This is a genomic window from Nocardia cyriacigeorgica GUH-2, from assembly GCF_000284035.1.
GTDB lineage: Bacteria > Actinomycetota > Actinomycetes > Mycobacteriales > Mycobacteriaceae > Nocardia > Nocardia cyriacigeorgica_B.
Genome location: NC_016887.1, coordinates 4004942 through 4016659 on the forward strand (window position 1 = coordinate 4004942; position 11718 = coordinate 4016659).

The 11718-nt window shown below is 68.9% G+C and carries 12 protein-coding genes; 6 read left to right on the top strand and 6 right to left on the bottom strand.

The window, feature by feature from the left end:
• Nucleotides 1-6: 6 nt before the first annotated feature.
• Both NOCYR_RS18075 and zapE read right to left on the bottom strand, forming a co-directional pair.
• Nucleotides 7-834, bottom strand: coding sequence for a tyrosine-protein phosphatase (locus tag NOCYR_RS18075; protein WP_014351842.1), 828 nt, complete (start codon nt 832-834; stop codon nt 7-9).
• A 124-nt stretch (nt 835-958) separates the two neighbouring features.
• On the bottom strand, nt 959-1975 hold the full coding sequence (gene zapE, locus NOCYR_RS18080) for a cell division protein ZapE (RefSeq protein ID WP_014351843.1): 1017 nt from the start codon (nt 1973-1975) through the stop codon (nt 959-961).
• 35 nt (nt 1976-2010) lie between these two features.
• Here zapE and NOCYR_RS18085 point away from each other — a divergent pair, with 35 nt between their 5' ends.
• The 4 genes from NOCYR_RS18085 to msrB all read left to right on the top strand — a co-directional run bounded on the left by NOCYR_RS18085 (nt 2011) and on the right by msrB (nt 6307).
• Nucleotides 2011-2775 (top strand): pyrimidine reductase family protein, encoded by a 765-nt coding sequence (locus tag NOCYR_RS18085; protein WP_014351844.1) that lies wholly within the window; start codon nt 2011-2013, stop codon nt 2773-2775.
• 90 nt (nt 2776-2865) lie between these two features.
• Nucleotides 2866-4371 carry an alpha/beta hydrolase gene (locus NOCYR_RS18090; protein ID WP_014351845.1) on the top strand — a complete coding sequence of 502 codons (1506 nt, stop codon included), beginning with the start codon at nt 2866-2868 and terminating at the stop codon, nt 4369-4371.
• A 116-nt stretch (nt 4372-4487) separates the two neighbouring features.
• Nucleotides 4488-5861, top strand: coding sequence for a glycosyltransferase family 87 protein (locus NOCYR_RS18095; RefSeq protein WP_231855955.1), 1374 nt, complete (start codon nt 4488-4490; stop codon nt 5859-5861).
• Complete coding sequence (msrB, locus tag NOCYR_RS18100; protein WP_014351847.1) at nt 5861-6307, top strand: peptide-methionine (R)-S-oxide reductase MsrB; 447 nt, start codon at nt 5861-5863, stop codon at nt 6305-6307. Before NOCYR_RS18095 ends, msrB begins: the two co-directional genes overlap by 1 nt.
• 82 nt (nt 6308-6389) lie before the next feature.
• Here msrB and hemQ read toward each other — a convergent pair whose 3' ends face one another.
• A complete protein-coding gene (gene hemQ, locus NOCYR_RS18105) occupies nt 6390-7085 on the bottom strand; it encodes a hydrogen peroxide-dependent heme synthase (RefSeq protein WP_014351848.1) in 696 nt (231 codons plus the stop codon).
• Nucleotides 7086-7222: 137 nt separating this feature from the next.
• Here hemQ and NOCYR_RS18110 point away from each other — a divergent pair, with 137 nt between their 5' ends.
• Both NOCYR_RS18110 and NOCYR_RS18115 read left to right on the top strand, forming a co-directional pair.
• Nucleotides 7223-7552: an ArsR/SmtB family transcription factor gene (locus tag NOCYR_RS18110; RefSeq protein WP_048834260.1), complete on the top strand. Its 330-nt coding sequence runs from the start codon at nt 7223-7225 to the stop codon at nt 7550-7552.
• Nucleotides 7552-8253 (top strand): cation diffusion facilitator family transporter, encoded by a 702-nt coding sequence (locus NOCYR_RS18115; protein WP_014351850.1) that lies wholly within the window; start codon nt 7552-7554, stop codon nt 8251-8253. The genes NOCYR_RS18110 and NOCYR_RS18115 overlap by 1 nt, the downstream gene beginning before the upstream one ends.
• Before the next feature lie 106 nt (nt 8254-8359).
• Here NOCYR_RS18115 and NOCYR_RS18120 read toward each other — a convergent pair whose 3' ends face one another.
• The 3 genes from NOCYR_RS18120 to NOCYR_RS18130 form a co-directional block, all read right to left on the bottom strand.
• Nucleotides 8360-9703: a protoporphyrinogen oxidase gene (locus NOCYR_RS18120; RefSeq protein WP_014351851.1), complete on the bottom strand. Its 1344-nt coding sequence runs from the start codon at nt 9701-9703 to the stop codon at nt 8360-8362.
• A gap of 154 nt (nt 9704-9857) precedes the next feature.
• Nucleotides 9858-11099 carry a globin domain-containing protein gene (locus NOCYR_RS18125; protein ID WP_014351852.1) on the bottom strand — a complete coding sequence of 414 codons (1242 nt, stop codon included), beginning with the start codon at nt 11097-11099 and terminating at the stop codon, nt 9858-9860.
• Entirely contained in the window at nt 11096-11569 is a 474-nt protein-coding gene (locus NOCYR_RS18130) for an RrF2 family transcriptional regulator (protein WP_014351853.1), read from the bottom strand. Before NOCYR_RS18130 ends, NOCYR_RS18125 begins: the two co-directional genes overlap by 4 nt.
• Nucleotides 11570-11718 lie beyond the last annotated feature (149 nt).

The window sequence follows — 11718 nt, forward strand, 5'->3', positions numbered from 1 at the left end:
CGGGGCTCAGGCCAGCATGCGCGCCTTCAGAGTGGTGATCTCGGCGTCGGTCAGACCGAGGCCGGTGCGCACATAGTTGTCGAAGCTGCCGTATTCGGCGATCGCCTGATCGAAGGCGGCATCGAGCCAGGAGGCTTCGACCCCGTTGAGCAGGTCTCCCGGCTCGGCGCCGCGGTAGTGGTTCGACAGCAGGTAGTCCTCGGTGACGGTGGCGCGGTCGACGCCGAGGATGCTCAGCAGCACCGCGGCCGTCCAGCCGGTGCGGTCCTTGCCGGCCGTGCAATGGAACAGCACGGCGCCACCGTCGGCGGCCTGCGCGTTCTCGACGACGTCACGCACGACCGACGCGATGGCCGCGTTGGCGCCCGGTGCGGTGATGAAGGCGCGATACATCTCGGCACCGCCCGCCAGGCTGGACACCAGCTGCGGCAGTGGCGCACCGCCGATCACGTCGTACCAGTTCGCGCGCGCACCGGCGGGCACCCGGTCGGGCGCGAGCGCGCGTTCGTAGACGGTGCGTAGATCGTCGACGTCGCGTACTCGGCGTTTGCTCAGTTCGGCCAGGTCGGCAGGGGTGAGGTGATCGAGCTGATCGGTGCGGAACACCAGCCCGGTGCGCACGGTGCGGCCGTCGGCGGTGCGGTAGCCGCCGAGGTCGCGCGCATTGCGGGCGCCCTCCAGGTGCAGCGACCGGTCGACGGCGAGCGTGCTCGATACCGACGGTGGCTCCGCCGGCGCGATGGCCGCGGCAGGCCCGAAGGCGATGGCCGCCCCCGCGACCAATGCGACCGGCACCCGCAGGCCGTAACCGGCCATGGTGGAACGGTGAACCATGGCGAAGCTCCCCTCATCGGCGCGCGACGCCCGGCCTTGCTGCCTACGGCGCCACGGCAATTCCCGCCCAGCAAACCAAGCCGGATACCGTGCGGTCAACCCCGTTTCGGCGAGTCGCCGCCGATCAGGCCGTGACTTCGAACCGCGACAGGGCCAGCAGGCGCGAGATCGCGCGCAGGTACTTCTTGCGGTAGCCACCATCGAGCATCTCCTGGGAGAAGATCTCGTCGAGCTTGGCGCCGGACACGGTGACGGGCACGCTGGCGTCGTAGAGCCGGTCGGCCAGCACCACGATCCGCAGTGCGACCGCCTGATCGGTGACCGGGTGCACGTTGTCGATGTAGACCGCGCTCACGCCGGAGATCAGCGCGCCGTACTTCGACGGATGCAGGGTGCTCAGATGCTTCAGCAGCTGGTCGTAGTCGTCCAGGGTGGAGCCGGGGGTGGCGGCGGCGCGTTCGGCGAGCTCGTCCGGCGAGGTGGGTTCGGGGGCGGGCGGCAGGTCACGGTGGCGGTAGTCGGGGCCGTCGACGCGCACGGCCTCGAAGATCGCGCCCAGCTTCTTGATCTCGCGCATGAAGTCCTGCGCGGCGAAGCGGCCCTCGCCGAGCTGGCCGGGCAGGGTATTGGAGGTCGCCGCGATCGACACGCCACTGGCCGACAGCTCGGTCAGCAGCCGCGAGACCAGCATGGTGTCGCCCGGATCGTCGAGCTCGAATTCGTCGATGCACAGCACGCTGTTGGCGCTGAGCCGCTCGACCGCGTTGGTGAACCCGAGCGCACCGACCAGATTCGTGAGCTCACCGAAGGTGCCGAACGATTTGGGCGCGGGCGCGCTGTGGAAGATCGAGGCGAGCAGGTGGGTCTTGCCGACGCCGAAGCCGCCGTCGAGGTAGAGGCCGGCGCCGTCGACCTGCTTTTTCTTACCGAACAGGCTCTTCTTCGAGGCGGCCTTGTGAATCTTGGCGACCTGTCCGGCGAACTCCTCGGCCTTGCGCACCGCGGCGGCCTGGCTGGGTTCGTTCGGGTCGGGGATGTAGGAGGCGAAGCTGACCTCGTCGAACATGGGTGGCGGCACCATCTGGGCGACGAGTTGATCCGCCGGAACCTCCGGATGGCGATCGACGAGGCGTTCTTGCATGGGCGAAGCCTAATGACGTGGTGTGATCTGTCTTCATGCAGCGTATCCACAATGCGATCCAGCTCACAGGACTGACCGACGAGGAACTGTTCCAGCTCTACGGCTACCCCACCGGGCTCGATCGTCCGTGGGTGCGAGCCAATTTCGTGTCCAGCATCGACGGCGCGGTCAGCAGCGACGGCGTGTCGGGCGGGTTGGGCACCGACGCCGACGCGAAGGTCTTCCACGCGTTGCGCGAACTGGCCGACGTGGTGCTGGTCGGCGCCGGTACCGTGCGCACGGAGAACTACGGTCCCGCCAAGACCGATCCGGCCCTGCGGCGGCGGCTGCACGAGCTCGGGCTCGGCGGCCATCCCGACGGCACTGCCCCGCCGATCGCGGTCGTCACCGCGGGCGCCGCCTTGGACCCGGCCGGGCGCCTGTTTCCCGAATCGCTCGCCGTCGCCCCGCTGATCATCACCACCGCCGCGGCACCGGCCATCCGCAAGCAGCAGCTCGCCGACGCCGGGGCGGAGGTGATCGAGGCCGGTGACGTGGCGGTATCGCCGCAGGCCATGCTCGCCGCATTGGCCGAGCGTGGGCTGCTGCGGGTGCTGTGCGAGGGCGGGCCGCGACTGTTCGGCGATCTGCTGGGCGCCGACCGCGTCGATGAGCTGTGCTTGACCACCGCACCGGTGCTGATCGGCGGTACCGCACCGCGAATCTCGCTGTCGCGCGAGGAGTTCCGGGTGGCGATGCGCCCGGCCCATATTCTGCTGGACGAGGACGCGACGATGCTCATCCGGTGGGTGCGCACCTGAGGGCCTTGTGTGAAACACGGCACGAGACCTGGCAGGGTGTAACGCATGCGCTGGACTCGGGCCGTGGTATCGGCCTCGATACTTTCGATCATGATCGCCGGATGCGGGGCCGGACCCTCGGATCGCCCCGGCGTGGCCATCGAACGTCCGCCGGTCGCGGGCGAGGCCACCACCTCGGCCGCTGCCGCGCCGCCGCCGCAGGCCGAGGTGCCGAAGACGGATCTGAACTGGCGTGAATGCACCACGCCGACGCTCGATCTGCTCGGTCTCGGCCCCGCGCCCGAGGGCCTGGTGCTCGAATGCGCCGAGTACTCCACACCCATCGACGCCTCCGGCGCGATCCTCGGCTCCTTCCGCAACGGCGCCATCCGCGCCCGGCTACCGCAGACCCCGGCCGACGCGGCGCCGGTGGTGCTCACCTCCGGCGCCGACCGGTCCTCGACCGCGACGCTGGCCGGGCTGGCGGTCGGACCGGCCAACGCGATCCTGGCCCAGCACCCGATCGTCGCGGTCGACCGGCGCGGTATCGGCAGCTCGCAGCCGATCGACTGCCTGCCGCCGGAAATCCGCACCGCCATGCACGACAACGCCCAGTTCGCCCCCGGCGAGGACCAGATCGCCACCATGGCCGAGCTGAGCCAGGACGCCACCATCGCCTGCCGCGACTTCCTCCAGCCCTACGACGGCACTTTCGACGCCGCGCACGCCGCCGACGACATCGAGCAGCTGCGCAAGCAGTGGCAGGTCGAGCACATCGCGCTGCTCGGCACCGGCAACGGGGCCCTGGTCGCGATGGCCTACGCGCGCAAGTTCGGCGACCATCTGGCCCGGCTGGTGCTGGATTCGCCGCATCCGGTCGGCGTCGATGCGGTGACCAGGGGCGAACAGCAGGTGCAGGGGGCTGAGGCGGCACTGACGGCGTTCGCGCAGCGCTGCGTCGGCCTGAAGTGCTCGCTGGGGCCCGATCCGCGCGGCGCGGTCACCGCACTGCTCGGCAAGGCCTCCGCCGGGCAGCTCGGCGACATCTCGGCAAACGGCTTGCTCACCGCGATCACCGGTTTCCTCGGCAGCCCGCGCGCCGACCAGAACAACCGGGTGACCGAACTCGCCGACGCGCTCTCGGCCGCCGACCGCGGCGACCTCGCCGCGCTGGAGAATCAGGTCCAGCGCGCCACCTCCGCCACCGCCGACGACGGCCAGTTCGTCAACGGCTGCACCGACACCCAGCAGCCACCCACCGCGGGCCAGGCCGCCGGGCTGGCCGACGACTGGGGCGTCAAGTACCCGGTGTTCGGCCGCGCCGCGGCGATCTCCCTGCTGACCTGCTCGGCATGGCCGGTACTGACCCCGCCGGCGGGCCCGGAGAAGCTCGCGCTTCCGGTGCTGGTACTGGCCGGGGTGGCCGATCCGGTCAGCGGCGCCGGCCAGGCCTCGGTCACCGGTGCGCTCGGGCGCGCGGGCGCCCGCAACGCCACCCTCACCTGGCAGGGCTACGGCCATCCGGTGTCCAACCACTCCGGCTGCGCGCAGCGAGCCGTGGTGGAGTACCTGAAGGACGCGAAGCTGCCCGCCGACGGCACCGCCTGCCCGGCCTGAGCGGCGCGGTGCGCACACCGTCGACCGCCGCCGCGGCGGACTCGTCGGGCCGGTCCCGGGCACGCCTGGGCGGGTCCGGGCAACCATCTGGGCACGATCCGGTGTACCGTGCCCCAGTGTTACTTCGACAGCTCGAGCCCCGGACAGCTCGCACCACCGCCGAGGTGATCAAGTTCGCACTGTGGCCGCTTGCGGTCATGACCGTGCTGAACAGGGTCCTCATCAAGGCTGTCAACGGTTTCGTCACAGACGATTACCGGCCCGTCTACCAGGCGTCGCTGGACTTCCTCAACGGGCGTGCGGTCTACACGGCCAATTTCGATTCGGTCGATCCGCACTACCTGTATCCGCCCAGTGGCACCCTGCTGATCGCGCCGATCGCGATCATCGACTACGAGAAGTCGCGCTGGCTGTTCATCCTGCTGAACGCGGTCGCCATCCTGATCGCCTGGTACCTGCTGCTGCGGCTGTTCAAGTACACGCTGAAGTCGGTCGCCGCGCCCGCACTGCTGCTGGCGATGTTCATGTCCGAGACGGTGATCAACACGTTGGTCTTCACCAACGTCAATGGATGCCTGCTGCTGGCCGAGCTGCTGTTCATCATGCTGCTGTTGCAACGGAAGGATCTGTGGTCCGGGGCGATACTCGGCTTGACGATCGCGGTCAAACCCACGCTCGCGCCGCTGTTGCTGATCGCCGCCGCACGCGGGCAGTGGAAGGTGTTCATCACCGCGCTGGGCGTGCCGCTGGCGCTCAACGCGATCGCCTGGCCGCTGATGAAGGACGCCAGTGCCTTCCTGACCCGCACCGGCCCCTACATCCTGGAGACGCGCGACTACTTCAACAGCGCAATCTCCGGTAACGCCGAGTACTTCGGGCTGCCACCGTGGCTGACCTGGACCATGCGGCTGGCCATGTGCGTCGTCGTGGCGCTGACGCTGTGGCTGCTGTACCGGTACTACCGCGAAGACGAGCTGTTCTTCGTGTGCACGTCCTCGGGTGTGCTGCTGATCGCCTCGTGGCTGCTGTCGTCGCTGGGCCAGATGTACTACTCCATGCTGGTGTTCCCGTTCCTGATGACGGTGGTGCTGCGCAATTCGGTGCTGCGCAACTGGCCGGCCTGGCTCGCCATCTTCGGTTTCCTCAGCTACGACAAATGGCTGTCGGATCGCTGGCAGAGCCTCGGCCGAAATATCGAATACCTGCGCATCACCTTCGGCTGGGGTCTGCTGCTCATCGTGGTGTTCTGCGTGCTGGGCGACCGGTACCTGGCCGCGCGCCGGGAAGGGCGATTGAAGTTCGGCATCGATCCGGCATGGATGGCGACTGCACCGGATCCCCGCGGCCCCGCCGCACCGGCTTCGGTCACCTCCGCTGATACCGAGCGGGCAGGCTCATCTGCCCCGCTCGTAGACCCGGCACGCGATCACTCGGCCACCTCGCACAACAACACAGCGACGGCAGAGGACAAGCGCATTACCGTGGAGTGATGAGCTCCGAATCGGATACCTCCCTGCCCGCCCCGCGGATCCAGCTGACGCCGCAGGAGTGGAAGGCCAAGCTGAGTCCCGAAGAGTTCGCGGTGCTGCGCGAGGCGGGCACCGAGCGGCCCTTCGTGGGCGAATACACCGACACCAAGACCGAGGGTGTCTACACCTGCCGGGCCTGCGGTGCCGAACTGTTCCGCAGTACGGAAAAGTTCGAATCGCACTGCGGCTGGCCGTCGTTCTTCGATCCGGCCGACTCCGACGCGGTGATCCTGCGAGCGGACAATTCGCTCGGCATGCGCCGGGTCGAGGTGCTGTGCGCGAACTGCCACAGCCATCTCGGGCACGTCTTCGAGGGCGAGGGCTATCAGACGCCCACCGACAAGCGTTACTGCATCAATTCCATCGCGTTGCGACTGCACCCCTCGGACACCGCAACCCGCCAGTAACCCGACGTGCCGTGCGCAAACGGTACGCAACCAGGCAGCAGCCCGCATGCCCCGAAAATTCGGGGCATGCGGACGGCCTCACTCAGGGCAGCGCGGTGATCAGCTGCTCGACGTCGACGCGCGGGCCGGTGAAGAACGGCACTTCCTCGCGCACGTGCAGGCGGGCCTCGGTGGCGCGCAGGTCACGCATCAGATCGACGATGCGGTGCAGCTCCGGGGCCTCGAAGGCCAGGATCCACTCGTAGTCGCCGAGGGCGAACGAACTGACGGTGTTGGCGCGCACATCCGGGTAGGTGCGGGCGGCCTTGCCGTGGTCGGCGAGCATCTTGCGGCGCTCGTCGTCGGGCAGCAGGTACCACTCGTAGGAGCGCACGAACGGGTAGACGCAGATGTAGGCGCCCGGGTCCTCCCCGGCCAGGAACGCCGGGATGTGACTCTTGTTGAATTCGGCGGGCCGGTGGATGGCCACATTGCTCCACACCGGGGCGCTGGCCTTGCCGAGCGTGGTGGTGCGGCGGAAGTCGGCGTAGACCGCTTGCAGGTCCTCGACGCGTTCGGCGTGGGTCCACAGCATGAAATCGGCGTCGGCGCGCAGGCCCGCGACGTCGTAGATGCCGCGCAGCACCACGCCGCGATCTTCCAGACCATCGAAGTAGGCGCGGGCCTCCTTGATCGCCGCTTCCCGGTCCTCGCCCAGCGCACCGGGTTGCACCTGGAACACCGAGAACATCAGGTACCGGATGGTCGAATTGAGAGCCTGGTAATCGAGTCGCGCCATACCCCCATCGTGCCACTCGGGCCTTTCCCCGCCGCCGTCATCCCCACCACACCCGGGCGCAAGTCGGGTGTGCGGAAGTCTCGGGGCGAGAATGATTCATCATTTTCTGAATACATTTTCCGATGTACTATCGGCTCGTGGAGACTTCGCTGCATCACGACGCGCTGGCCCGCTTCGGTCATGCGCTCTCCGATCCGACCCGCACCCGGATCCTGTTGAGCTTGCGCGAGGCCCCCGGCTATCCCTCGGACCTGGCCGAGCAGATCGGGGTGAGCAGGCAGATCCTGTCGAACCACCTCGCTTGCCTGCGCGGATGCGGTTTGGTCGTCGCGGTTCCCGAGGGGCGGCGCAGCCGGTACGAACTGGCCGACGCCCGGATCGCGGCCGCGTTGACCGACCTGCTCGGCCTGGTGCTGGTGGTCGACCCCGCGTGCTGCCCGGCCGCGGACGCCGAGGAGTGCTGCTGATGGCTTCGCTGGGCGTGCCCTCCGTCGCTGCCGGACCGAGCGCGGCACGGAAAGCGGTGCTGGCGCGGCGAATCCGCTGGTTCGTCGCCGCGACCATCTCCTACAACGTGATCGAGGCGATCATCGCGCTCACCGAGGGCGCGCGCGTGTCGTCGACCGCGCTGATCGGGTTCGGACTGGATTCGGTGATCGAGGTGGCTTCGGCCGCGGCGGTGGCGTGGCAGTTCGCGGGGCGCGACCCCGAGAAACGCGAGCAGATCGCGCTGCGCGTCATCGCGCTGTCGTTCTTCGCCCTCGCCGCCTACGTCACGGTCGAATCGGTCCGGGGACTGCTCGGCATAGGCGAGGCCGAACACTCCCCCATCGGCCTCGCGCTCGCGGCGGTGAGCCTGGCGGTCATGCCGGTGCTGTCGTGGGCCCAGCGCCGGGCCGGCCGCGAACTCGGCTCTGCCTCCGCCGTCGCCGACTCCAAACAGACCCTGCTGTGCACTTACCTCTCGGCGGTGCTGCTGATCGGCCTGCTCCTCAACAGCGCGTTCGGCTGGTCGTGGGCCGACCCGATCGCCGCACTGGTCATCGCCGGTATTGCCGTGAAGGAAGGCCGCAACGCCTGGAGGGGCGAGGCGTGCTGTGCCGTACCGGCGGGCGGCCTCGGCACGAGCGGGACCGCTCGGCACGACTGCGACTGCTGCGAGGACTGAACTCTCAGCCACTCGACAAGGAAGGGCGCAGGTGGTGGCCGGCGCTCGGAGACCACGCCGGCCCGACCTCGGAGCCCCCTCGCCGCTTCGCCAGTGGCGTTATCGCTCAGCTCAACGCTGCGGCGATGTGCTGAGCGGCGGAGGTCGCCGACGCCACGCAGGCGGGCACGCCGACGCCGTGCAGGTAGGCGCCGGTGATCGCCAGAGTGTCGAATTCGGCCGCGGCGGACTCGATCTCGGCGATGCGGGTGGTGTGGCCTGGAGCGTATTGCGCGAGGGCTCCGGGCCAGCGTTGCACCGTGGCCGACAGCGGTGCGATGGGGACGCCGGTGACGGTGGACAGATCGGCGACGGCGGCGGCGACGAGTTCACCGTCCGGCCAGGCCAGCACCGCGTCGTCGCCGAACTTGCCGAAGGAGGCGCGCACGAGTGCGATGTCGCGGGCGGCAAGGTGCGGCCATTTGCGGCTCGACAGCGTGAACGCCTTGGCGCTCAACGGTTCTCCGGTGGCGACGAGGATGCCGGAGTTCTGCGGCAGTGGGGTGTCACGCGGCAGGGCGAGCGCGACCACCGCGGAGGAGGACAGCTCGATCCCGGCGAGGGCGGACGACGCTGCGGGCGCTTCGTCCGCGAGCAGGCGGGCCGTCACGGGCGCGGGGGTGGCGAGGATGACGGCGTCGACCTCACCCAGTGGGTCGAGCCGCCATCCCGTGGCGGTCCGGGCGAGTTCGCTCGCTTCGCCGGTCACGAACTTCGCACCGGAGCGTTCGGCGAGCGCTTCGAGCAGCACCCGGTACCCATCGCGGATACCACCGAAGACCGGCGCGTCCGACGGCGGCGGCAGGGCGGCGGTGACCGCGGCGGTCAAGTTGGGTGCGCCCTTGTCCAGGGCGGCGGCGAGGGTGGGCAGCGCCGCGCGCACGCCGATGGATCGTGAGCTGCCCGCATACACCCCGCCCAGCAGCGGGTCCACGCTGCGATCGGCGACTTCGGCGCCGAAGCGGTCGGTGACCAGGCTGTGCACGTCGATATCCGAACCCGGCCGCCAGCTGAACGGCCGTTCGGGTTCGGTGGCGACCCACTCGAGGGTCTGCTCCGACACCAACCCGCGCAGTGATTCGGCATCGGACGGGATGCCCATCAGCGTCCGCGCCGGCAACGCGTGGGTGCGCCCCGCGGACCAGATCAGCGGACGCAATCCGGCGGGCCGCACCAATTGATCGTCGAGTCCGAGTTCCGACAGCAGCTCGATCACCTCGGGCCGTCGCCCGACAAAGGCCTCCGCGCCCAGATCCACTGGGTCTCCGTTGATCTCGCCGGTGTAGAGGATCCCCCCGAGCCGCTCCCCCCGCTCGATCACGATGATCTCGGCGTCCGGCCCGAGCAGGCCACGCAGCCGATACGCCGAGACCACACCACTGATGCCACCGCCGGCGACCGCGATTCTCATACCCCGACGGTAATCCCAGCGGGTCCCTCGCGGGACGACGGGCCGGTGAAACCAGCAGGTCATCGTGGCGGGAACGCGGCCAGTGTCACACCGCGCCGTCGACGCACCTTGCTGTGGCGGCGGGGTGGCCGTGGATCGGCCACCCCGCACGACCTCACGCGGGGCATGCTCCGGTCCGCCAGTCGGTCGGGGTGAACTGCTCGATGTGGATCTGGTCGGCGGGGACGCCGTGAGCCGAGAGCTGGGCGCGGACCGCATCGAGGAAGCCGTCGGCGCCGCAGACGTAGATGTCGGCCTCGACGGGGAGGGTGATCCCCGACAGATCGAGCAGTCCCTGCCGGGCGTCGCCCGCATCGTCCTGGTACCAGAGCTCGAGGGTGGCCGAATCCAGTCGGGCGATCAGGGCGCGCATGCGGTCGGCCAGCGGGTGCGTGCGCGGGGTGCGGTCGGCATGCAGCACCAGGATCGTGCGGGTCGTACCGTGGGCGGCCAGGTATTCGAGGGCGCCGATCATCGGGGTGATGCCGATCCCGGCGGAGATGAGCACCAGCGGAGTGGTGGCGTCGGTGTCGATGGTCAGGTCGCCGAAGGGCAAGGTGATCTCCAGGCGGTCACCCGCCGCGATGTGGTCGTGCAACCAGTTCGACACCTCACCGGCGGGGCAGCCGGCGACGGCCTCGACCCGCTTGACCGCGAATGCCAGCCTGCCCTCGCCCGGATTGTTCACCAGGCTGTATTGGCGCAGCTGGCGAGCGCCGTCGGGCAGCCGCACCCCGACCGAAACGTATTGACCCGGCAGGAATTCCGGGAAGGTGACGGCGGGGTCGGCGGACTCCACGGTGAAGACGGCGGCACCGGCCGGATCGTCGTCACGGTGCACCACCACCGCGTCCCGGAAAACATCACCGGGCTCGACCCCGGCCGAAACGTAGAGCTGCTTCTCCAGGTCGATCAGCGCATCCGCCATCAGCCAGTACACCCGGTCCCAGGCCGCCGCCACCGGCTCGGTGACCACGTCGGCGCCGAGAACCTCCACGATCGCGGCGAACAGATTGTCGTGCACCACCTGGTACTGGTCGGCGGTGATCCCCAGGGAGGCGTGCTTGTGCCCGATCCGCGACAGCATCGCCGCCGGATGCGGCAGCAGTGGGTCGACCAGGTAGGTGGCGAACGCCGCGACGGAGGCGGCAAGCGCGCGCTGCTGGGAGCCCTGCGCCTGGTTGCCGCGATTGAACAGGTCGCGGATCAACTCGGGATGGTTGCCGAACAGCCGCCGGTAGAAGGCTGTGGTGATCTCGTCGATGTGGGCGCCGACCAACGGCAGGGTGGCGCGGATCGTTTCGGCATGCTCGGCGTTCAGTTCGGGTTCGGCACGGACGACGCTGTCGGTGTTCACTGATTTTCCTTTACCTCGGAACTACCGCCCACCGATCCCACGGTGAGCAGATGCAGCAATTCGACCGTCGGCCCGGTGACGAGATCGGTGACGGTGTATCGGTCCAATTCCCGATAGAACGCTTCCTTGGCCTCGGCGAGAATTCGGCGCAACCGGCAGGAACCGGCCAGCGGGCACGGATGATCGCCCTCGCACAGCACGACTTCGCGATCGTTTTCCAGTGCACGCACCAAGGCGCCGACCGACGCGCCGCGTCCGGCTTCGGTGATGAACAATCCACCGGAGCGGCCGCGCTGCGCCTGCACGAAACCCAGATCGACCAGCCGCGTCACCGCTTTCGCCACATGATGTTCGGACGCGTTGACCTGCCGGGCGATCAGCCGGGTGGTGACCCGGTTGTCGGCCTCGTCACTCACCGCCAACCGCATCAGGGCCCGGAGCCCGATATCGGTGAAGCGAGTCAGCTGCATGGATTCGACGCTACCGAGCCGCCGACCCGGGAAACCAATTCCTGACGGGTGTTCTTAATTACCCGGATTCGTGCGGTTTTTCGGTACCGGAACAGGGCACGCGGCAGCGCCGTGAGAATTGCCGGAAAATACTGCTACGCCATGGAATC

Excerpts from the sequence above, each read along its gene's own strand:
- NOCYR_RS18075 (WP_014351842.1), bottom strand. The coding sequence starts at position 834 with ATGGTTCACCGTTCCACCATGGCCGGTTACGGCCTGCGGGTGCCGGTC.
- zapE (WP_014351843.1), bottom strand. The coding sequence starts at position 1,975 with ATGCAAGAACGCCTCGTCGATCGCCATCCGGAGGTTCCGGCGGATCAA.
- NOCYR_RS18085 (WP_014351844.1), top strand. The coding sequence starts at position 2,011 with ATGCAGCGTATCCACAATGCGATCCAGCTCACAGGACTGACCGACGAG.
- NOCYR_RS18090 (WP_014351845.1), top strand. The coding sequence starts at position 2,866 with ATGATCGCCGGATGCGGGGCCGGACCCTCGGATCGCCCCGGCGTGGCC.
- msrB (WP_014351847.1), top strand. The coding sequence starts at position 5,861 with ATGAGCTCCGAATCGGATACCTCCCTGCCCGCCCCGCGGATCCAGCTG.
- hemQ (WP_014351848.1), bottom strand. The coding sequence starts at position 7,085 with ATGGCGCGACTCGATTACCAGGCTCTCAATTCGACCATCCGGTACCTG.
- NOCYR_RS18115 (WP_014351850.1), top strand. The coding sequence starts at position 7,552 with ATGGCTTCGCTGGGCGTGCCCTCCGTCGCTGCCGGACCGAGCGCGGCA.
- NOCYR_RS18120 (WP_014351851.1), bottom strand. The coding sequence starts at position 9,703 with ATGAGAATCGCGGTCGCCGGCGGTGGCATCAGTGGTGTGGTCTCGGCG.
- NOCYR_RS18130 (WP_014351853.1), bottom strand. The coding sequence starts at position 11,569 with ATGCAGCTGACTCGCTTCACCGATATCGGGCTCCGGGCCCTGATGCGG.